General features: G+C 41.7%; 16 protein-coding genes. 2 read left to right on the forward strand and 14 right to left on the reverse strand.

Features of this window, described 5'->3' with window-relative positions:
• Positions 1-82: 82 nt before the first annotated feature.
• Together HMPREF1481_RS07275 and HMPREF1481_RS07280 are read right to left on the reverse strand one after the other, a co-directional pair.
• Positions 83-1,282 carry a phosphoglycerate kinase gene (locus tag HMPREF1481_RS07275; protein WP_016466830.1) on the reverse strand — a complete coding sequence of 400 codons (1,200 nt, stop codon included), beginning with the start codon at positions 1,280-1,282 and terminating at the stop codon, positions 83-85.
• A gap of 233 nt (positions 1,283-1,515) precedes the next feature.
• Positions 1,516-6,264: a YSIRK signal domain/LPXTG anchor domain surface protein gene (locus HMPREF1481_RS07280; protein WP_016466831.1), complete on the reverse strand. Its 4,749-nt coding sequence runs from the start codon at positions 6,262-6,264 to the stop codon at positions 1,516-1,518.
• Between the two features lie 300 nt (positions 6,265-6,564).
• Here HMPREF1481_RS07280 and HMPREF1481_RS07285 point away from each other — a divergent pair, with 300 nt between their 5' ends.
• Positions 6,565-8,196 (forward strand): Na/Pi cotransporter family protein, encoded by a 1,632-nt coding sequence (locus tag HMPREF1481_RS07285; protein ID WP_016466832.1) that lies wholly within the window; start codon positions 6,565-6,567, stop codon positions 8,194-8,196.
• 28 nt (positions 8,197-8,224) lie between these two features.
• Here the strand turns inward: HMPREF1481_RS07285 and HMPREF1481_RS07290 are convergent, their stop codons facing one another.
• From HMPREF1481_RS07290 to HMPREF1481_RS07340, 12 genes are all read right to left on the reverse strand, one after another.
• Positions 8,225-8,521 (reverse strand): hypothetical protein, encoded by a 297-nt coding sequence (locus HMPREF1481_RS07290; RefSeq protein ID WP_016466833.1) that lies wholly within the window; start codon positions 8,519-8,521, stop codon positions 8,225-8,227.
• A 24-nt stretch (positions 8,522-8,545) separates the two neighbouring features.
• Positions 8,546-9,610 carry a glutamyl aminopeptidase gene (gene pepA, locus HMPREF1481_RS07295; protein WP_016466834.1) on the reverse strand — a complete coding sequence of 355 codons (1,065 nt, stop codon included), beginning with the start codon at positions 9,608-9,610 and terminating at the stop codon, positions 8,546-8,548.
• 120 nt (positions 9,611-9,730) lie between these two features.
• Positions 9,731-9,967, reverse strand: coding sequence for a membrane protein insertion efficiency factor YidD (yidD, locus tag HMPREF1481_RS10690; protein ID WP_016466835.1), 237 nt, complete (start codon positions 9,965-9,967; stop codon positions 9,731-9,733).
• A complete protein-coding gene (locus tag HMPREF1481_RS07300; protein ID WP_016466836.1) occupies positions 9,967-10,692 on the reverse strand; it encodes a pseudouridine synthase in 726 nt (241 codons plus the stop codon). Before HMPREF1481_RS07300 ends, yidD begins: the two co-directional genes overlap by 1 nt.
• The gene (gene scpB / locus HMPREF1481_RS07305; RefSeq protein ID WP_016466837.1) at positions 10,679-11,248 is read right to left on the reverse strand and encodes an SMC-Scp complex subunit ScpB; all 570 of its coding nucleotides are present in this window, start codon (positions 11,246-11,248) and stop codon (positions 10,679-10,681) included. The genes HMPREF1481_RS07300 and scpB overlap by 14 nt, the downstream gene beginning before the upstream one ends.
• A gap of 12 nt (positions 11,249-11,260) precedes the next feature.
• On the reverse strand, positions 11,261-11,995 hold the full coding sequence (locus tag HMPREF1481_RS07310) for a segregation/condensation protein A (RefSeq protein WP_016466838.1): 735 nt from the start codon (positions 11,993-11,995) through the stop codon (positions 11,261-11,263).
• Positions 11,995-12,729, reverse strand: a complete 735-nt coding sequence (gene xerD, locus HMPREF1481_RS07315; protein WP_016466839.1) for a site-specific tyrosine recombinase XerD — start codon at positions 12,727-12,729, stop codon at positions 11,995-11,997. Before xerD ends, HMPREF1481_RS07310 begins: the two co-directional genes overlap by 1 nt.
• A complete protein-coding gene (gene cbpB / locus HMPREF1481_RS07320; protein ID WP_006150178.1) occupies positions 12,726-13,187 on the reverse strand; it encodes a cyclic-di-AMP-binding protein CbpB in 462 nt (153 codons plus the stop codon). Before cbpB ends, xerD begins: the two co-directional genes overlap by 4 nt.
• Positions 13,184-13,705: a metallophosphoesterase gene (locus tag HMPREF1481_RS07325; RefSeq protein WP_016466840.1), complete on the reverse strand. Its 522-nt coding sequence runs from the start codon at positions 13,703-13,705 to the stop codon at positions 13,184-13,186. The genes cbpB and HMPREF1481_RS07325 overlap by 4 nt, the downstream gene beginning before the upstream one ends.
• Complete coding sequence (locus HMPREF1481_RS07330; RefSeq protein ID WP_016466841.1) at positions 13,681-14,652, reverse strand: nucleoside-triphosphate diphosphatase; 972 nt, start codon at positions 14,650-14,652, stop codon at positions 13,681-13,683. Before HMPREF1481_RS07330 ends, HMPREF1481_RS07325 begins: the two co-directional genes overlap by 25 nt.
• Complete coding sequence (racE, locus tag HMPREF1481_RS07335; protein WP_016466842.1) at positions 14,649-15,443, reverse strand: glutamate racemase; 795 nt, start codon at positions 15,441-15,443, stop codon at positions 14,649-14,651. The genes HMPREF1481_RS07330 and racE overlap by 4 nt, the downstream gene beginning before the upstream one ends.
• A 207-nt stretch (positions 15,444-15,650) precedes the next feature.
• Complete coding sequence (locus HMPREF1481_RS07340; protein ID WP_004251708.1) at positions 15,651-15,896, reverse strand: YneF family protein; 246 nt, start codon at positions 15,894-15,896, stop codon at positions 15,651-15,653.
• Positions 15,897-16,210: 314 nt separating this feature from the next.
• Here HMPREF1481_RS07340 and HMPREF1481_RS10585 point away from each other — a divergent pair, with 314 nt between their 5' ends.
• Entirely contained in the window at positions 16,211-21,247 is a 5,037-nt protein-coding gene (locus HMPREF1481_RS10585) for an SIALI-17 repeat-containing surface protein (protein WP_016466843.1), read from the forward strand.
• The last annotated feature ends 161 nt before the right edge of the window (positions 21,248-21,408 follow it).

Here is a 21,408-nt window from a genome sequence, read left to right on the forward strand (position 1 = left end):
CACTCAACCACTGCGTCCTGCTCGAAAATCCAAAGACAATTGAGAGGCTAGGACTTTTGTCCCAGCCTCCTTTTTTATATTCTTATTTTTCAGTCAAAGCTGCAAGTCCTGGAAGAACTTTACCTTCAAGAAGTTCCATTGAAGCTCCACCACCAGTAGAGATCCATGAGAACTTGTCTGCACGACCAAGGTTGATAGCTGCGGCAGCTGAGTCACCACCACCGATGATTGATTTAACGCCTGGTTGTTTCACGATAGCGTCCATTACACCGATTGTACCAGCTTGGAAGTCAGGGTTTTCAAATACACCCATTGGTCCGTTCCATACAACTGTTTTCGCACCAGTCAAAGCTTCGTCAAACTTAGCGATAGATTTAGGACCGATATCCAAACCAAGGAATCCTGGATCTACTGCTTCACCTTCAGTGTCTTTCACTTCGGTGTAGTCAGCAAATGCGTTCGCTTCTTTTGAGTCAACTGGCAAGATCAATTTGCCGTTTGCTTTTTCAAGAAGAGCTTTAGCGACATCCAATTTGTCTTCTTCTACAAGTGAGTTACCGATTTCGATACCTTGTGCTTTGTAGAATGTGTAAGTCATCCCACCACCGATAAGAACTTTATCAGCTTTTTCAAGCAAGTTTTCGATAACACCGATCTTATCTGAAACTTTTGAACCACCAAGGATAGCCACGAATGGACGTTCTGGAGCTTCAACTGCTTCTTGGATGTAGGCAATTTCGTTTTCAAGAAGGAATCCAGCAACTGCTTTTTCAACGTTTGCTGAGATACCAACGTTAGATGCGTGTGCACGGTGAGCTGTACCGAATGCATCGTTTACGAAGATACCATCTCCAAGTGATGCCCAGTATTTACCAAGTTCAGGATCGTTTTTAGATTCTTTCTTGCCGTCAACATCTTCGTAACGAGTGTTTTCAACCAAGAGAACTTGTCCATCTTCAAGAGCGTTAATCGCTGCTTCCAATTCAGCACCACGAGTAACACCTGGGATAAATTTAACTTCTTTACCCAATTTTGCAGCCAAGTCAGCAGCTACAGGAGCAAGTGATTTACCTTCTTTATCTGCTTCTTCTTTTACACGTCCAAGGTGAGAGAAGAGGATTGCACGTCCACCTTGTTCAAGGATGTACTTGATAGTTGGAAGGGCAGCAGTGATACGGTTGTCGTTAGTAATCACGCCATCTTTTACAGGTACGTTGAAGTCAACACGAACGAGAACTTTTTTCCCTTTCAAGTCAACGTCTTTAACAGTCAATTTTGCCATTAGATATGACTCCTTCTTTTTTTTTACGTGTTAATTATATCACAAAATCAATAAAAGAGATAGCAAAACCTTAAACTTTTCCCCCAACCATTTCTCGCCGGTAAATTTAGAGAATCTCTCAAGTAACAACAGATACTCCCGTTTTTCACCTTAGCAAGTCAAAAAAAGATTTGACCATGAATCGTCAAATCTTTTTTATTGTTATGAAGTCAATTTTAGATCAGTTAGCTGACTTAATCTTCTTTTTTCTTTTGAGCAAGTAATCCAAAACCACCTAGAACTCCGACCAATCCAAGTGCAAGGAGATTTGCATCTTCTTCACCTGTGCTTGGAAGTTGTTTTCCTTCAGGTTTTTCTGCTTCTTCTTTTGCTGGTTCCTGCTTAGCTATTTGTGCAACTGGAGCAGGGGTAAGAGGTTTATCTTCTTGGGCTTCAACTGTTGGACCAACCTCAACAATTTCAGTTACAGTTTCTCTGAGAACTTCTGATCCCTTAAGACTGCGGTTTCCTTCTGCGTTAACTTCTACAAGATTTCTACGAAGCCCTTCAACTCCTGCTTGAACCAGACGACGCTCACCTGCTTTAAGACCAGGATTTACTCGTTCTTCATGTTCGTATGCAACTGTTTCTTCCTCAATCACTAGTGCTGGGTTGCTAATGGTCAAATCTTTGACTCCATCCACTGGCTGAACACGACTTTCTACCTTCTTACCAACTTCAGTAATCTCTGCCACTGCTTCTTTGACTACTTCTGTCTTAAGAAGAGTGCGTTTGCCTTTGGCATCAACTTCAATCAGACGACGAGTCTGACCTTCTACACCTGCCTGAACGACTCGACGTTCACCCAATAAGAGGTCTCCTGACGGACGTTCTTGACGCTCGAAGGCTTGAGTCTCTGTTTCAATCACCAACTCAGGTAAAGCTTCAACTGTTGGAGCTGTTTCATCTTCTAAGCTACCTACATGATGGCTTTCTTCTGCAGGAGTTAGTTTCTTATTCAGCTTTTCTTTCATGTCCGCAAAGGCTTCTGGAGTAGGATTTGTTGAGCCAATGAGAGTTTCTGCTTGAGCGATGATTTGATCATCTGCATTTTTCTCACGAACTTTTCCTAGTAGAGTTTCAAGTTCTTCTTTAGCTGCTTGATAAACCTGTACACCATTTAAGTCAGCACCAGCTTGTTTCAAGTCATTCAAGGCTTGGTTGACTGCTTCTTGGCTAGCATCGTGATTTTCTAAGATCGCTTTTGCTGCATCAATCTTCTCAACAAGAGCTGCTTGTTTTTCGGTATCCGCAAATGTATAAGCTGTTGTTCCTTTGCGTCCTTGAGCAGATGTGATTTCTTGTTTCAGATATTCGTCGTTAATGGCTGCCTTAGGTGACACTAGAACATCAAACTCGACAGTTTGACCTTGATAGTGCAATTGAAGTTTTTGACGGCCTGTTTTTTGAGAATCATAGCCTGTAATTTCGACTCCCTCGTCTGTAAAGCTATGTTCTGTTTCAGTTTCATCATCATACAAGACCTTGAAGCGGCCTTCTGATAAATCAAGAGCATTGCCTACCAAGTAGTCAATTTTCGGTTGTTTGCTAATATACAAGGCTGCGACTTCTTTTGGACCAGTTTCTCCACCTGTCACTTGAACCTTGAAGCTTCCTGCAACCGGTAGACCAAGATAGGTCACTGTTAACTCTTGCTCGCCGTGACGGTGAGCATCATAGCCGTTAACAACTACACCTGCATGACTGAGGTTGACGACTTCATCTGCTTCTTCCCCCTCATATTTGACGCGAAGAAGACCACCTTTGAGATTCAATTCCTCGCCATCTTGGTAAGTTGTCTTTTTAGGTGCTACTTCTAGACTGACAGCCTTAATCTTTCTCTCATCCTGAGGAATCGTCACAGCAAGAGTATTACTGATTTCTTTGTCTGGTAATTGTGTACGATAGTATAGAAGGCTAGGACGTTTTTCAAAGTTTAATGAATCTGTCGCCAAATCCCCTCCAACTACTGTATTCAAGGTAGCGATTGGAGTTTTTGAATCTGGCTTGTCATAGACTGTGATGGTAGCTCCAGCAGGAACTTCTGAGAAGCCAAGCTGAATCTTATTGTCTGTTAGAACACGCGCTGCAACTTTAGCCATTGGGATGTTTTGGCTCTCAGTGTCAAGAGCTTCATACATCTTCCAGTTGTAGATACGGATGGCTTTCCATGGTGTTCCATTATCAGACGTGATGACGTGCAAACGCCATTCTTGCGCAGTGATTGGACTATCAAGGGTAATATCTGAAACATGGGCTCTGTTGCCACGAACAGCCTTGGCTAGTTTCCATTCTCCAGCTTCATCCTTGTAGTAGAGGTCAAAGTCTTTCGTATTCATCAAACCATCGTTGACAGATTCTCCACCAGCACCAGCATGGTCCATAACCCATCTAACGACACGGCGTGGTTGTGTCAAACGGATATCAACGCTACCACTCAATTGAGCAGAAGACCATTTATCAGATAAGCTAGTGATAGTTCCATTCAACATACCTTCGATGCCTTCGCCGCCTTCTGTGTCTGGGAAGGTACTTCCGATAACAGTCGCTCCTGGAACGATATTTTCTGCTAATGGTCTTGGAAGACTTGTATCTTGGACTGTCATTCCCCACTCAAATTTTGTAGTTGCTGCTTCAGAACGAAGGCCATTCTTACCAACTGCGACAACCTTCAACTCCTGACTAGTACCAGTTGCACTAGCTGAACGGCTAACTTTTGGTAGGTAGATCGTAGTGGCAGATGAACCTGTCAATAGGCGCCAAGTATCGCCATCCTTTTCATAAACTTCATAGAAGTCAGCATCTTTATTTCCAGTAAATTGGACAATAGCTTCTGCTTCTTGGGCGTTTTTAAGGGATTGTTTAGCTACTTTTAGAGCTGTTGGTGCTTGAGGAGCCTCTTGATTATCTGTCACAGTCAACTCACCCAAGTTAAATTGATAACCCTTAAGGGCAGCAGTATTTTCAAAAGTGAGCTTGATGCCATAAATAGTCTGACCTGCCAAGGCACTCAAATCAAATTCATCTTTTGTCCAATCGTCAGATAAAGTCAGCTCTTTACGAGTATTCTCGCCACCATAGGTATAGTTTTTCTGAGTCGCAAACTCCACATATACCTTGCTTCCCTTACCACCTTTATGAGCAACACGAAGTTTTGTTTTATCTGTTACTTCCAGTTTAGTAGAGTAAAGGCGAACATCTTGGTTGGTATTTTCAGCTAAATCACCCGCAAACTTAAGTGAGTTACCACCATTGTAGGCATCTTCAAAGTCATAGTCAGCTTGAAGTTTAGCACCTGATGAAGTTTGCCACCAGCGCCATGTAGGCAAGATACCTGATACTGAACGATAGTTCCATTCCGAATCCTTAGAAACTTTACCGTCTACAAACCATTTTTTACCATGTCCTGTGTTAAAGGATGTTGTAAAGGTACGTCCCACTGCTGGTGTACGGTCAGCTACTAGGTTAGCAATTCCGTACCAATCCTTGTCATCTGGTTTTTGACCAGTTGGATCTCCTTGGTAGCCTGTGAAGAAGATATTTTCATTCTTGTGATAGTCTTCTCCTGTCTTCCCAAGACTAGTGATAGTATCAGGGGCAAAGAGACCAAGTGATAAGCGAAGTTTGCCATTTTCATCAAAGAGGGCATCCCATTTTACTTTTGTCTTGTAAGAACCACCTTGTTGCAATTCCAAACCTGCAAAAACATCATACTGACTGCGTCCTAGCCATTGCGCCATTGTTACAGAGTAATCATTTTTCTCTTTAGTCCAGTTAAAGTTTGCAAAGAAGTGATCTGCAGGTACTTTATCGCCTTCTTTTTCCATGAATTGATAGTTGTACTCACCAAGTCCATCCTCATGGTAACGGCCATATTCATAAGTCATGGCATCATACCAAGAATACTTAACAGGATGGTTAACTTGAGCTGCATATTCCTTGGTATAGAGCATGAAGTCACGCATTTTCTTACCAAGAGGCGTTACGATATCACCCGTAGTTTCTTGGTTGATAAAGTAGCCATCAAATCCATAATATTTAGCCAAATCAACTAACTTACGAGCGATAGGGAAAGTTCCATCCTCATCTTGTTGAAGGGCTGCAGCAAATTTTTCTTGGTCTGCAATACTATTAGACCAGTTAAAGAAAAGAGTACCCAATACTGGGACACCATTACGGTGACCAGCATCAATCACGTCTGGAGTTGGAACAAGCCCTTCCCAGAAGACCATTGAATTCAAGTATTGCCAGTAGTCAAAAGCATAGGCCTTAAACTCTTCACCACCTACAGAAGCGTGGTCTTTAGCCTTAGAGTTGGTATTGGCAAGAGCTTCAACCTTGGCGTCCTTATTGGCTTTTTCGTTGACTACATGTCCACGATAACGTTTAGCCAATTCAACTGAAGAACGGTTAATAGCGTCATCTTCACGGGCACCTGGTTCCCATTTCAACAAATCTTCCCAGGTGTCAAACTTAATTTCTTTTGGTCGAAGACTTTTTTCTTCTTTCTTAGGAACATCAGAAACAGTAGCTTTTTCTTCTGGTTTATTTTCTGTAGTTGCAGGTACTTCTTCAACCTTAGGAGTTTCAGTAACTGGCCTAGTCGCTTCCTTATCAGTTGCAGTCAATTGGTCCAAGGTTGGTTTTTCTTCTGATACAGGTTGTTCACTAACCTTATTTTCAGTTTCCTCTAACTGCTTCAAGACTTCAGGTGAAGTAGTTATTGGTTGTTCTGTAGTTGCAGTCGATGGCTGTTCAGTCGTGTTATTTGACGGTTGCTCTGTAGCTACAGCAGTAGTTGTTGTTTCATTTGCTGGAAGGGCGACTTCTTCTGCTAAAGCCTGGTTAGCAAACAAAACAGATCCAATCATCAAGGAGCAGGCACCCACTGATAATTTTCGAATACTGTAGCGGCAACGTTTCTCAAAAAACGGATTCTTCATCTTTTCCTCCTTTTATTTCTAAAAAGTAAGCGCTTTATTTTTATTTTAAAAAAGTAACTGCCCTTAAAATAGCAGAACTGTTCATTTTTATTTTACGTTTTTTCATAGAAGAGTCAACACTTGTCCATAAATATCTATAAAGGAGTGAATAAATGATATAAATTAGACAATCAGAAGCATTTTTTATACTTTTACTATCATTTTTCCTAAAAAACTTCATTTACTACTTGTTAGATTGCTATTAATCCTTTAAAATAGAATGGGAGAAATTCCGTGATTATTTTTCGGAGGAAAAAGGAAATGTCCATTAATTGGCAGGAAATTATTTTTCACTTTTTAGGTGGTCTAGGACTATTTTTGTATAGTATCAAGACCATGGGAGACGGTTTGCAACAAGCTGCTGGAGATCGCCTTCGTTATTACATTGATAAGTACACAAGTAATCCTTTCTTAGGGGTCCTAGTGGGGATTGTCGTTACTGCCCTGATTCAGTCGAGTACGGGTGTAACGGTTATTACAGTTGGACTGGTCAGCGCTAGTCTCTTAACTCTAAGACAGGCTATCGGGATTATCATGGGAGCCAATATTGGTACGACCGTAACGTCATTTATCATCGGTTTCAAACTTGGCGAGTATGCACTACCCTTGATTTTCCTTGGAACCATGTTTTTATTCTTTACAAAAAATCGTACTGTAAACAATATTGGACGTATCCTTTTTGGTGTTGGTGGTATCTTCTATGCCCTCAACCTCATTAGTGCTGGGATGAGCCCGCTTAAGGACTTGCCTCAATTCAAGGAATACATGGTTACTTTGGGTCAAAATCCTATCTTGGGAGTTGTGGCTGGTGCAGTCATTACCGTTCTGATTCAGGCATCTTCTGCAACCATCGGGATTTTACAAGGTCTCTATGCAGGCGGCTTCCTCGACCTCAAAGGTTCACTACCTGTCCTCTTCGGGGATAATATCGGTACAACCTTAACGGTTATTATCGCAGCAGCCGGAGCAAATATTTCTGCTAAACGAGTTGCTGCAACACATGTTACTTTTAACGTTTTAGGAACCATCCTCTGCTTAATCTTGTTAGGCCCATTCACTTCGATGATTGAGTACTTCCAGGCTCTACTTCATCTCTCTCCTGAAATGACGATTGCCTTCTCACACGGTGCCTTCAACGTAAGTAATACCATTGTACAATTCCCATTCATCGGTGCTTTGGCTTACTTTGTAACTAAGTTAATCCCTGGTGAAGATGAGGTTGTTAAATACGAACCTCTTTATCTAGATGAACAACTGATCCAGCAAGCTCCTTCTATCGCCCTAGGAAATGCCAAGAAAGAACTTCTGCACCTTGGAAACTATGCTGTAAAAGCATTTGACCTTTCTTACGATTACATCATCAATTCTAACGAAAAAGTAGCTGAAAAAGGGCACAAGACTGAAGAAGCTATCAATACAATCGATGAGAAATTAACGCGCTACCTCATTACTCTTTCTAGTGAAGCTTTGAGTCAAAAAGAGAGTGAAGTCTTAACAAATATCCTCGACTCTTCTCGAGACTTGGAACGTATCGGAGACCACGCAGAAGCTCTAATCAATCTCAACGACTACTTGCAACGCAAGAATGTTCAATTCTCTAGCTCAGCCCTAAAAGAGTTAGAAGAAATTTACCGTCAAACAAGTGAGTTCGTTAAAGATGCTCTCGAAAGTGTGGAGAACAACGACCTTGAGTTAGCTGAGTCTCTTATCGAACGTCATGAAGCTATTAACAAGATGGAACGTGTTCTTCGTAAGACCCATATCAAACGCCTAAACAACGGTGAATGTTCTACTCAAGCAGGTGTCAACTTTATCGACATCATTTCACACTATACTCGTGTGTCAGACCATGCTATGAACCTTGCTGAAAAAGTTTTGGCAGAACAAATCTAAGATAAAAAAATGCTTTGATTCTTTCGAATCAAAGCATTTTAAATAACTCTCCAATCATAAAGGAAGAGGCAGCTGCCCCCTTGTACCTAGCTTCTTCCTTTTTGATATAGCGGGCCAGATTGACTAACTCTGGCGCAGGTGTTCTGGGATTCTTGAGTAGTTCAAGTGTGACTAACCCTGAAAGTCGGACTGCTAGCAATCGTTCATTGGTGCTGGGCAACTGCTTAGCAGTTTCTAGGAGTGCAGCCACTAAGTCTTCACTCAATGTTTGGCGAGCATTGTTGTAAAGTTCTCGTATCAAGGTTTCTAGGTTTGGTTCTTCCATACCCATCACTTCCATCTTTTTAGTTTAATAATTTTTGATCAAATCTACAGTAGAGCGATCTAATTTTTTAACCAAGGCTTGTAGGAAAGCTTGAGCTTCAAGGAAATCGTCCATAGCATAAAGGGTTTGGTGAGAGTGAATATAACGAGCGCAGACACCGATTGTTGTTGATGGAACACCAGCATTTTTCAGATGAGCTGCTCCTGCATCTGTACCACCTTTTCCACAGTAGTATTGGTATTTGATTCCAGCTTCTTCTGCAGTTGTCAAAAGGAAGTCCTTCATACCTGGGAGAAGCAAGTGACCTGGGTCGTAGAAACGAATCAAGGTTCCATCACCAATCTTACCTTGACCACCATAAACATCACCTGCTGGTGAGCAATCCACAGCAAGGAATACTTCTGGATCAAATTTTGTTGTAGAGGCATGGGCACCACGAAGTCCAACTTCTTCTTGGACGTTAGCACCAAGGTAAAGTTCATTTCCTAGTTTTTGGCCTGACAAGTTTTCAGCCAACTCGCTAACCATGAGAACACCATAACGGTTATCCCATGCTTTTGAGATGATATTTTTTTCATTAGCAGTTAGGATAGCACTACTATCTGGAACAATTGTATCTCCAGGACGGATACCAAAACTTTCAGCCTCAGCCTTATCTGCAAAACCACCATCAAAAACGATATCAGAAATAGCTGGCATAGTTGGCCCACCTGTACCACGAGTCAAATGTGGAGGAACTGAGCCTGAAATTACTGGAATCTCACGACCTTCACGTGTAAAGAGTTTAAAGCGTTGGCTACTAACAACCATTGGGTTCCAACCACCAATGCTGACTACTCGGAAGGTCCCGTCTGCTTTGATTTCACTGACCATGAAACCAACTTCATCCATGTGAGAGGCTACTAAAACACGAGGTGCATTGGCTGCTTCTGAGTGCTTAACCCCAAAAATACCACCCAAGCCATCAGTCACCACTTCATCCACGTGAGGTGTTAATTTTTCACGAAGATAAGCGCGAACAGGTGCTTCATGACCTGAGATAGCAGAAAGCTCTGTTACTTCTTTGATTTTAGAAAATAATGTTGTCATTTCTATCCCTTCTTTCTTTCAACCATTTTACCACTTTTTATAGGAGAAAGGTAGTAGAAATCAACATTTTACCATGTAACTTATTTCCTGCAACAAAAAAGAATCACAAATGTGATTCTTTTATTTTGAATTTCTTTTTAATGAGAAAACATCCGGCACTGGATCCTTACCCTCTTCGGACCAAGGGTGGCATCGTAAAATCCGTGCCAAACCCATCAGAACTCCCTTGGCACCATGCTTTTCGATAGCTTGAATCATGTAGTTCGAACAAGTCGGTTCAAAGCGACAAGATGGCGGGAAAGCAGGCGAGATAAACCGTTGGTAAAAGCGCACTGGCGCAATTAAAATTTTTTTCATTATTTATTATTGGTTACAGCCATGGTGTGTAATTGGCTAATTTCTTTTTTATTAAGACGACGTGATTCACCTGGACGAAGACCTGTTAAGTCTAGATGTCCAAAACGAGTACGAGAGAGTTTATCCACTTGGAGACCAACAGCTTCAAACATCTTTTTAACCTGGTGATTGCGCCCTTCATGGATGGTCAACTGAACAACTGAGCGGTTTTTTACTGGATCTACTTTTAAAATCTCGTAAACAGCTGGCTTCGTCTTCTTGCCATCAATCTCAACTCCACGAGTCAAGGGACGGAGATTTTCTTTGTTGGCAATCCCTTTCACACGCGCAACATAGACCTTGTCAATCTCATTACGAGGGTGAATCATCTCATCTGTAAAGTCCCCATCGTTGGTCAAAATCAAGACACCAGACGTATCCCAGTCCAAGCGCCCCACAGGATAGATGCGCTCTTTCACATTAGGCAAGAGATCGACAACTGTCTTGCGGCCCTTGTCATCTGTCACGCTAGAAATCACACCGCGCGGTTTGTTAAGCAGATAGTAGACTTTTTCTTCGTTATAGATTGGTTGACCTTCAACTTCGACCTTGTCGCCTGACTTGATGGTCGTTGCTAGTTCACGCACGACTTGACCGTTAACCGTCACCAAGCCTTGCTTGATCAACTCTTCTGCTTTTCTCCTACTGGCCACTCCTGCGTGGGCAATATATTTATTGATTCTCATCTTCTTCTATCCTTTCACCAAATAATTGGCTTTCTTGTGCTTGAATATCAAGCTCATCAATCACGGGCAACTCTTCCAAGTGATTAATTCCCATGTAATCTAGAAAATAATCCGTCGTTACATAGAGATTAGGGCGCCCAAGAACTTCTTTTTTCCCGTCTTCTCGTATCAACTCAAAGGCCTGTAACTTAGCTAGCGCTCCACTTGAATTAACCCCCCGAATAGCATCAATCTCAATCCGTGTGATGGGTTGCTTGTAAGCAATGATGGATAAGGTTTCAAGGGCGGCCCGAGATAGACTTTGATTGATTGGTGCCTTAGAGTATTCTTTTAAAATTGCTGCAAATTGTGGCTTGGTCACCAATCTGTAGGCACCACCGGTCTCAATCAGTGCTAAACTAGAATCCTGGTCTTTTTCATACTTGTGGGCTAACTTTTCTAAGCTTTGCTGAATCCCAGTCGGTGGAAGCGATAGGACCTCAGCCAGCTGACGGACTCTAATGCCATCCTCCCCCGCTACAAACAGGAGTGCTTCTATTTCTGCTAAAGTACTCATATTTCCTCTCTATCAAGCTTGACTCTGCTCTACTTGATTTTCTTCATTCTTTTTCATGAGATAAATATCTCCAAAACTCTCTTTTTGAATCAAGAGAATTTCTTGGGTTTTAATCAACTCCAAAGTTGCTAAAAAGAGTGTAATGACCTCTTGTAAATCCTTTGTTTCTTTAAACAAATCCTGCAAGCATAATTGCTGACCTTCAACCAAGGCTTCTCGGACGATAACCATCATATCCTCAATCTTATACTCATCTCGTAAAATAGTTGTGTGACTTTTCGAGAATTCTTCCTTTTTCTTGGTCAGTAAGGTTGAAAAGGCTAAGAAAAGATCAATCGTCGTTTTATCATGCACAAGTTCTGCATCCTCATAAATCAACTCTGTAGGTGCTTTTGAGTAATATTGAGCTCGTTCCTGGTGCTTCACTTCCAACTGCTCTCCCAAAAGTTTAAATTTACGGTATTCCTCAATCTGAGAAAGGAGGTCCTGCTCTAGGTCGTCCTCTAAATCCGTCACTTCTGCAACTTTTGGCAAGAGCTTGCGACTTTTAATCAGCATCAGTTGGCTAGCCATCACCATGTATTCGCCTGCAACTTCTAAACGCATGGCTTGTAATGTCGAGATATAGGCTAGATATTGCTCGATAACCTCTGTGATCGGCACATCATAGATATCCATCTGATACTTTGAAACCAAGTGTAGGAGCAAGTCCAAAGGCCCTTCAAAATCTTTTAATTTAATATCCATTATCTATATTTTTCTAAGGTCATGACTGTCTTTAATCCTAATTTTTTAGCGATTTCGTACAAGTCAACCTTTTCTTCGATTTGTCTTAATATAAACTGTTCTCTCAATCCTTGGGCAGATAAATCTGAAAAACCTTTTTCCTTTAAAAAAGCTTCCAACTGACGAAAGGCCCATTGACGGGAATACGGTTTCCCAGCTTTTTCAAAGAGATAGGTCTGCCCCATCAAGGGCTCTAACTCCGCAAGCAAATTTGTGGGAAGGCTCAAGATTCTTTGTTGAGAAGCTTTATTGACTCTCAAAACTTGAAAATCCAGGTTCACATCACCTGTTTTTAAGGCTAAAATTTCACTCGGCAAGAGGCCCAACTCTACTATTAACAAGGCTAGTAGGCGTCCTTCTGGATAAGCACTTTCTTGCCAGAAAGAACTGAGGTCTAAAAGTTCCGACTTTCCTGGCTTTTTCTCAGCCTGTTTGGGTAATTCCAGACGGTAAAAGGTACCAATCTTTCCTTTCTGATATAAAAAGTAAAGAAATTGGTTGCAAGCAGAAACCTTCCGCTTTTGGGCACTCATTTTAAAATTTGATAATTGAGCTTGGTAGATTTTTAAACTTGTCTCTGAAATTTGTTTTCCAACAAAATCCAAAAACTGCTCCAAATCATACTTATAAGACTGCTTAGAATTACTAGATAGATTTTGTTTTTCTTCTAAAAATACTGAAATCCATTCTCTCATTTGCTTCGAATCTCATATTCCTTACTAAAATCATGCAGAAGGGCATTGACAGCCTTAAGGATTGATTTCCGTGTAATAATCCCTTGGAAGATTCCATCCTTATCAACAACTGGTAGGAATGATTCATCCACTAACTTATGTAAAACATCTGTCAATGTATAATCTGGAGCTACCACCGCAACATCCTTCTTGGTCATGTGTACGATATCTGTATCTGCCATGACTTCCTGACTCAATCCCTGCTCCATCTGGTAGGCAAGAATATCTCTAAGACCAATAGTCCCGACGAATTTTTTCTCATCAGTCACGACTGGCACTCTGGTATAGGTCATCTGGCTAAGGAGGAGAATTGCATGATCTGCATTGTGGGTATCAATGAGTACAGCCAAATTTTCAGCAGGAGTTAAAAAGGTTTCCTCTTGCTCCAGTAAAAACTGTTCAAATTCTTTGGCAATCATCGAGGAAACTCCTTAGACAAGCCTGGATATACCTCATGGTCACGTGTCAAAAAGTCCACTTTAAAGTAGCTATCATCAATTTCCACACGAGCGTAGAGACATTCTCTGATAGTTCCACGTGGTTGACTGATTGAACCAGGATTTAGAAAGAGGGTCTTTCCTTCCATCCAAGCATTTGGTACATGCAAGTGCCCATAAAGACAGATATCTGCATCTTCCTCTTGAGCCCAGAAATCAAGTTTTTGGAAGTTGAAGTTAATATCAAACAAATGCCCATGAGTCTGGATAATCTTGGTAGGACCCAGCTGAGTCACTATGCGTTCTGGATAATCTGAATAAAAATCCATGTTTCCTCTGACTACCTGGATTCCTTCCCAGAGTGGTGAATCTGGGCGAAGTTCCGAGTCACCATCGTGAAAAATAGCATCGACTTTCCCAAGATAACGGTCACGTATTTCTTCTACAATCAAGCTATCTCCGTGGGAGTCACTCATTACAATGATGGTTTGCTTTGCCATGATGGAAATACCTCCAAAAGTTTCTTAACGGCTAAGGCACGGTGGGATTGACTATTTTTTTCTTCAAGGGTTAATTCGGCTGATGATTTACCAGTTTCTCCTACTAAAAAGAGCGGATCATAGCCAAAACCATTTTCACCCTTAGGTTCAAAGTTAATGTAACCTGGCCAGTCAGCTTCGACGACCAAGCTTTCCTTACCTGGACTGGCAACGACCAAGGTTGTGTGAAATTGAGCTGAGCGGTCCTTGAGATCAAAGACCATGGCTAACTCGTGCAAGAGTTTGGCGTTGTTTTCTTGGTCAGTTGCGCCGACTCCTGCGAAGCGAGCTGACCAAACACCTGGCAAACCACCGAGAACATCGACTTTAAGACCAGAATCATCTGCCAGAACCATCTTCCCTGTTAATTGGGAAATAGTTTCTGCTTTGAGGCGGGCATTTTCTTCGAAGGTCATACCCGTTTCAGCAACTTCAGGTAGGTCTGGATAATCATTGAGATTTTCTACGTCATAACCTAGTTTGTCAAAGATAGCTCGAAATTCCTTGGTCTTCCCTTCGTTACGAGTCGCAATCAGCAAAGTTTCTCTAACCTTGTTTGTCTCAAAGAAGGCTTCTACATCGACTCCTTCTTTAGGTAATTCAATATGCAAGAGTTGTCCATTTTCAACTAAGAGCAAGGCACCCTGACGTTGGATGACTTCCAAGTTTCGATTTGCTTCTTGATTGAGGATATCTACTACAAAAGAAAGCAGGCGATAGGCTGAACCATATCGTAAAACAGTGACTGAAAGCGGAAATCCTCGCTCCTCATCCCGAAAGATTTTGGCTAAATCAAACAAAGGAAAATCTAACTCATCATCCGTCAAAGTACGGATACCACCAAAAACACTGTAGGATCCAACATACCAGTCTTGGTCATCCTTGTATTCATAAATTTTGTTTGTCATAATGTTACATGCTCCACATGAATATCTCTTTCCAGCCATTCTGCTCCGATTTGAGCAAAGCTTTGGCTATTTGCAGTTGTGTAAAAACGGTGTTGAAGTGGTGCCGCATCTCGACTACGGTTAATCTCAAAATAATTGAGTAGGACCGAGATATCACGAACACACTCCGCTCCACTATCGATTAGTTGTACCTTAGGTCCCATGACATTTTGGATGATAGGTCTGAGGAGTGGGTAGTGGGTACATCCCAAAATCAAGCTGTCTACCTTGCCCACTAATGGACGCAAGGTTTCATAAACTACTTTCTTGGTTACACTGGTTGAAAGGGCACCAGACTCAACCAAGGGAGCAAACTTGGGACAAGCCAAACTTTCAACCTGCAAATCTGGATCCAAATCATGGATTTTTTGGCGATAAATATCTGATTGTACAGTCATCGGTGTTCCAATCACTCCGATTTTCCCACCCTGACTTGCTTTGATAGCTGCTGAAGCACCAGGCAAAATCACTCCAAGAACAGGAATATCTAACTGCGCTTTAATTTCTTCCCAGACGACTGCTGTTGCTGTATTACAAGCAATGACAATCATCTTGACATCCTTGGTCAAAAGAAAGTTGACCAACTGCCAAGTATATTCACGAATTTGCTCAGCAGGACGAGGGCCATATGGCGCCCGTGCCGAATCTCCAATATAGACGATTTCTTCATGAGGAAGCTGACGCATGAGCTCACGCACAACAGTTAAGCCTCCAACACCAGAGTCCAAAAAACCGATTGGTCGATTATCCATATAGTCTTCTTTCTAGTCTTATTATTCTGATTGATAGTTCATTATCATTACATTTCTTACTGAAATTTCCGACCGACTGATTCGTCATCAGTTGTCTCCATCTTAATCATAATCAAATATCAATAGAATGCAAGGAAAAAGTCTTGTCTCTAAATATCAGTTGAACATAGTGAGAAGTCTGGAACTTTCATCCCAGACTTTTCCTATTTATTTCTTTTTATTGTTAGCGAGGGCTGCTTTTTGTTGACGAATGATTTGGTGGTAAACTTGTTGTACCTTAGCTTCACTTGGTTTTTGACCATTTGCACTCAAGAGAGTACGAACAGCTTCTGCATTCAAACGTGGGTTATCCGCAAATTCTTTTTCGATTTGCTTGCGCACCAAGTACATTCCTCCAAGAGCTCCGCCTAGAAAAGCTAAAACAATCAAGACAATTGCTAAAATAAGGTCCATAATTTTTCTCCTGTTTCTTTTTGAATCTTCTATATTATACCATAAAGTCCTACGCCTGACTAGTTTGAGTTACGCTTTCAAACGGCTAATTCCTCATATTTCATTTAATATCTAATCATTTTTGAGTTCGATTTTTATAAAAAAATAAAAGCACTAAAATTTGGTAAAATAATTCAGTTTTTCCGAAAAAACCTTGCATTGGTTTGATTTATTTGCTATATTAAGATTATACAAAACAAAGAAAATATCTTTCTGCAAGTCTTATTTTTTTATCAAAAAATGTATGCGCTTACAGATTTGAGAAAGGAGTTTTTATGGATAAGAGCTATTGGGAAAAATCCTGTAAGTATAGCATCCGAAAATTAACCGTTGGAACTGCTTCTGTTTTACTTGGAGCTGTTTTTCTAGCGACACAAAACGTAGCCGCAGATAGCCTCGAAGTGAAGGAACATCAAACAAACGTCAGCGAGACAACGGTTCAAGTGGATACGAAAGTAGAGGAACCAACTCAAGCCAAGACAGAGAATCAGCCAAACACAGAAAGTCAGCCTTCTACTGAAATAGCTGACAAAGAGGTCAAACCAGAAAAGGAAGCACCTCAAACCAACAATCAATCAGAAACTAGCGCCGTAGCTGAACCTTCTGAAAACAAGGAGAGTGAAAAGCCCGAACTTCCTATGACTAAGCAAGAGAACTATCAACTTCATTACGATCAGCCAACTACTCCTTCTTATGACGGTTGGGAAAAACAAGCCCTTCCTGTCGGAAATGGAGAAATGGGGGCTAAGGTTTTCGGACTTATCGGTGAAGAAAGAATCCAATACAACGAAAAAACTCTCTGGTCTGGAGGACCTCAACCTGATAGCACTGACTACAATGGAGGGAACTATCAGGACCGCTATAAGGTTTTGGCAGAAATACGTAAAGCATTAGAAGAAGGAAACCGCCAAAAAGCCAAGCAATTGGCAGAGCGCAACCTCGTAGGGCCAAACAATGCTCAGTATGGTCGTTACCTATCTTTTGGTGATATCTTCATGGTCTTTAACAACCAAAAGAAAGGTTTAGAGAACGTTACCGACTACCACCGTGACTTAGATATTACCGAAGCTGTGACGACCACTTCTTATACTCAGGACGGGACAAACTTTAAACGTGAAACCTTCTCTAGCTATCCTGACGATGTCACTGTGACTCACTTGAGTAAAAAAGGGGATAAGACCCTCGATTTTACCCTTTGGAATAGCTTGACAGAAGATTTACTTGCGAATGGTGACTACTCTTGGGAATATTCGAAGTATAAACAGGGAGCAGTCACTACCGATTCAAATGGTATCTTACTCAAGGGTACTGTCAAAGACAACGGCCTAAAATTCGCCTCATATCTTGGTATTAAAACAGACGGACAGGTCACTTCTCAAGATGGCTACTTGACTGTTACAGGGGCCAGTTATGCGACCCTTTTACTCAGTGCCAAAACCAACTTTGCTCAAAATCCAAAAACCAATTATCGCAAAGATATTGACTTAGAAAAAACGGTTAAGTCTATCGTTGAAGCTGCCAAGGCCAAAGACTATGAAACTCTGAAAAATGATCATATCAAGGACTATCAAAGCCTCTTCAACCGCGTTCAACTAAATCTTGGCGGTAGCAAGTCTAATCAAACTACAAAAGAAGCTCTTCAAACCTATAATCCCGAAAAAGGGCAAAAACTAGAAGAACTCTTCTTCCAATACGGCCGTTACCTACTCATCAGTTCTTCTCGTAATCGGACAGATGCCCTTCCTGCCAACTTGCAAGGAGTCTGGAATGCGGTAGATAATCCACCTTGGAATTCTGACTACCACCTCAATGTCAACCTACAAATGAACTATTGGCCTGCCTACATGAACAATCTTGCAGAAACGGCAAAGCCAATGATCAATTATATCGATGATATGCGTTACTATGGCCGTATCGCTGCTAAAGAATATGCAGGTATCGAGTCCAAAGAAGGTCAAGAAAACGGTTGGCTGGTTCATACCCAGGCGACACCATTTGGCTGGACTACTCCTGGTTGGAACTACTATTGGGGTTGGTCTCCAGCTGCTAATGCTTGGATGATGCAGAACGTCTATGACTACTACAAATTCACCAAGGATGAAACTTATCTCAAAGAAAAGATTTATCCAATGCTCAAGGAAACAGCTAAGTTCTGGAACTCCTTCTTACACTACGACAAGGCTAGTGACCGTTGGGTTTCTTCTCCATCTTACTCGCCAGAGCATGGTACTATCACAATCGGAAATACCTTTGACCAATCACTAGTTTGGCAGCTCTTCCATGACTATATGGAAGCAGCCAATCATCTGAATGTCGACCAAGACTTGGTGACCGAAGTAAAGGCAAAATTTGACAAGCTCAAACCACTTCACATCAACCAAGAGGGCCGTATTAAGGAATGGTACGAGGAAGACAGCCCACAATTCACCAACGAAGGAATTGAAAACCATCACCGTCACGTTTCCCATCTAGTTGGTCTCTTCCCAGGTACTCTATTTGGCAAGGATCAGCCTGAATATTTGGAAGCTGCACGCGCAACCCTAAACCATCGTGGAGATGGCGGTACCGGTTGGTCTAAGGCCAATAAAATCAACCTCTGGGCTCGTCTCCTAGATGGAAATCGTGCCCACCATTTGTTGGCAGAACAGCTCAGATCCTCAACTCTAGAAAACCTCTGGGATACGCACGCGCCTTTCCAAATCGATGGTAACTTTGGCGCAACCAGCGGTATGGCAGAAATGCTCCTTCAATCTCACACAGGCTACATTGCCCCATTACCAGCCCTTCCAGATGCATGGAAAGACGGTCAAGTCTCAGGTCTCGTAGCTCGTGGTAATTTTGAAGTCAGCATGAAATGGAAAGAGAAAAATCTTGAGACGCTATCCTTCCTTTCTAATGTTGGTGGAGACTTAGTCGTAGACTATCCAAATATCGAAGCTAGCATTGTCAAGGTAAACGGTAAGGAAGTACAAGTTACCCGCATCAAAGACAACCGCATTCAACTTGCAACTCAAAAGGGCGATGTCATTACCTTTGAAAACTTCCCTGGGCGTGTCACTCGTCTGACTGCCCAACGAAAAGATTCAACAACTGCTGAACTCAACTTTAATGCTGTTGAAGGAGCTACCCACTATATTATCCGCCGAGAAAGTACGGATGAAAATAGTCAAAACTCTACCGTACGTGAGTTCACAACCAACCAAACTCACTTCGTCGATCGTTCTATTGATTCAAGCCACGCTTATACATATACAGTCCAGGCAGTTTTGGGAGAACGCTCAACACCTATTTCAGATACTGCTTCAATCTCTGCCTTTAGTGAGCTCATGGACGATCGTGACTCTCGCATTCAGTATGGTACTGCCTTTGGAGACTGGTCTGACTCAGAACTCTTTGGCGGAACAGAAAAATACGCCGATATCTCAAATGGGAATTATTCCGATAAGGATGCAACAGCAACCATTCCTTTCAATGGATCTGGTATTGAAATTTACGGACTCAAGTCTTCTCAATTAGGACTTGCTGAGGTTACAATCGATGGCAAATCTGTTGGTGAGCTTGATTTCTATACGGCTGGAGCTACTGAAAAGGGTGTCCTAATCGGTCGTTATACAAATCTATCTTCAGGCCCTCACCTTATGACTATCACTGTTAAGCGTGAACATAAGGGACGTGGAAGTGAACGCTCAAAAATTTCCTTAGATTACTTCAAGGTCTTCCCAGGACAAGGAGAAACAGTTGAGAAAATAGATGATCGTGATTCTCGTATCCAATACGGCTCAGCATTTAAAGACTGGACTGATGCGGAACTCTATGCTTCTACAGAGAAATATGCAGATATCAACGCAGACGATAGTCTTGCTCCTGAAGCAACTGCAAGAATCCCATTCTCTGGTACAGGTATTCGTATCTATGGGCTGAAAACTTCAGCTCTTGGCAAGGCTCTTGTGACACTCGATGGAAAAGAAATGCCAAGCCTTGATTTCTACACTGCCGGAGCTACCGAAAAAGGAGCTTTGATTGGTGAATTCACGAATCTAGCAGATGGCGACCACGTCTTAACTTTAAAAGTGGACCCAGATTCTCCAGACGGTCGAAAGAAAATCTCCCTTGATTCATTCGACATTCTAAAAGCTCCATCAGTATCATTAGATACACCAAGCCTCGAACCTATAAAGGTAGAAGATAAGAAAGTAACACTAACTTTACCAACTGGTAACTGGGATGCTGTTGCTGTGACATTCCCTGGTGTTACAGATCCCCTACTCCTAAGAAAAGTTGATGAAGATCATCTTGTCACTTCTGGCGAGCAAACTGTATTAAGCATAAAGGATAATAAGGTTCAAATCGACATTCCTGAAACTGTGGAACGTAAATCTGGCAATCCAATAGAAGCTTATGCTATCCTAGGAGAAACACGAAGCAGTACTATTGTAACAGTTTTTCCAAAAGGGGAAACTGCACCTGTAGAAGAAAAAGTTGTTACAAGCAAAGGTGATGAGCCAGCTCCAGTAGTAACCATTCCTGAATATACTGACCCAATTGGAACTGCAGGAGAACAGGAAGCGCCTACTGTAGATATTCCTGAATACACTGAGCCTATCGGTACTGCAGGGGAACAAGAAGCGCCTAGCGTAGATATTCCTGAATACACTAAGCCTATCGGTACTGCGAGCGACCAGGCGGCTCCTATTCTGGACATTCCTGAATACACTGGACCTATCGGAACTGCTAGTGATCAAGCGGCGCCAAGTATCTCTCTTCCTGAGTTCAAACTCAAAGTCTTAAAAGATCAGGCTACTGGAGTTCAAGTCATTAGCGGAACAAATGAACTAGAAGGAGCAAGCTATCTTGAAATTCAGAAAGTAGAAAAACAGGAACTCTTAGGCAAGAAATATGATGCCTATAACCTTCAACTCAAGAATGAAAATGGTCAACCTATCCAAGCAAAAGGTGCTATCCTCGTTCGATTACCAATTTCTGGAACAGTCCAAGAATTCTATCGCTTTAATTCACAAAAAGACTTGAAAGCACAAGATTTCACGATTCGTGATGGCATGCTTGAGTTTCTCACTCTTGACTTGACTACTTATGCCATCGTCTACAAGACGGACACAGTAGCTGAACCAGCAAATTCAGTTCAACTCGAAGAAGCTAGTCCATTAGCAAATAAAAACCAGATCAATGGTGAAAATTCTACAAATGACAAACAGCTTCCTGCTACTGGAGAAGAGTCAAGCCCACTCCTCTTTATGGCAAGCCTTGGTCTAGCCTTAACGGCAGCTTTCTTGCTTAAAGGAAAAAAAGAGTGATTTTGATAAATCTATAAAAACTTCGATAGACAAAAAAGGATGAGTAAAATACTCATCCTTTTTGATTCCTCTAAAACAAACTATAAAACCAGTTAAAAATCGAATACAAAAGATTCATAAGGAAATCATAGAAAATTGAGCAAATAAGATACCAAATGAAT

Source organism: Streptococcus sp. HPH0090, assembly GCF_000411475.1.
GTDB lineage: Bacteria > Bacillota > Bacilli > Lactobacillales > Streptococcaceae > Streptococcus.

Bases quoted from the DNA above. Each gene is read 5' to 3' on its own strand.
- HMPREF1481_RS07275 (WP_016466830.1), bottom strand. From the start codon at position 1,282: ATGGCAAAATTGACTGTTAAAGACGTTGACTTGAAAGGGAAAAAAGTT.
- HMPREF1481_RS07280 (WP_016466831.1), bottom strand. From the start codon at position 6,264: ATGAAGAATCCGTTTTTTGAGAAACGTTGCCGCTACAGTATTCGAAAA.
- HMPREF1481_RS07285 (WP_016466832.1), top strand. From the start codon at position 6,565: ATGTCCATTAATTGGCAGGAAATTATTTTTCACTTTTTAGGTGGTCTA.
- HMPREF1481_RS07290 (WP_016466833.1), bottom strand. From the start codon at position 8,521: ATGGAAGAACCAAACCTAGAAACCTTGATACGAGAACTTTACAACAAT.
- pepA (WP_016466834.1), bottom strand. From the start codon at position 9,610: ATGACAACATTATTTTCTAAAATCAAAGAAGTAACAGAGCTTTCTGCT.
- yidD (WP_016466835.1), bottom strand. From the start codon at position 9,967: ATGAAAAAAATTTTAATTGCGCCAGTGCGCTTTTACCAACGGTTTATC.
- HMPREF1481_RS07300 (WP_016466836.1), bottom strand. From the start codon at position 10,692: ATGAGAATCAATAAATATATTGCCCACGCAGGAGTGGCCAGTAGGAGA.
- scpB (WP_016466837.1), bottom strand. From the start codon at position 11,248: ATGAGTACTTTAGCAGAAATAGAAGCACTCCTGTTTGTAGCGGGGGAG.
- HMPREF1481_RS07310 (WP_016466838.1), bottom strand. From the start codon at position 11,995: ATGGATATTAAATTAAAAGATTTTGAAGGGCCTTTGGACTTGCTCCTA.
- xerD (WP_016466839.1), bottom strand. From the start codon at position 12,729: ATGAGAGAATGGATTTCAGTATTTTTAGAAGAAAAACAAAATCTATCT.
- cbpB (WP_006150178.1), bottom strand. From the start codon at position 13,187: ATGATTGCCAAAGAATTTGAACAGTTTTTACTGGAGCAAGAGGAAACC.
- HMPREF1481_RS07325 (WP_016466840.1), bottom strand. From the start codon at position 13,705: ATGGCAAAGCAAACCATCATTGTAATGAGTGACTCCCACGGAGATAGC.
- HMPREF1481_RS07330 (WP_016466841.1), bottom strand. From the start codon at position 14,652: ATGACAAACAAAATTTATGAATACAAGGATGACCAAGACTGGTATGTT.
- racE (WP_016466842.1), bottom strand. From the start codon at position 15,443: ATGGATAATCGACCAATCGGTTTTTTGGACTCTGGTGTTGGAGGCTTA.
- HMPREF1481_RS07340 (WP_004251708.1), bottom strand. From the start codon at position 15,896: ATGGACCTTATTTTAGCAATTGTCTTGATTGTTTTAGCTTTTCTAGGC.
- HMPREF1481_RS10585 (WP_016466843.1), top strand. From the start codon at position 16,211: ATGGATAAGAGCTATTGGGAAAAATCCTGTAAGTATAGCATCCGAAAA.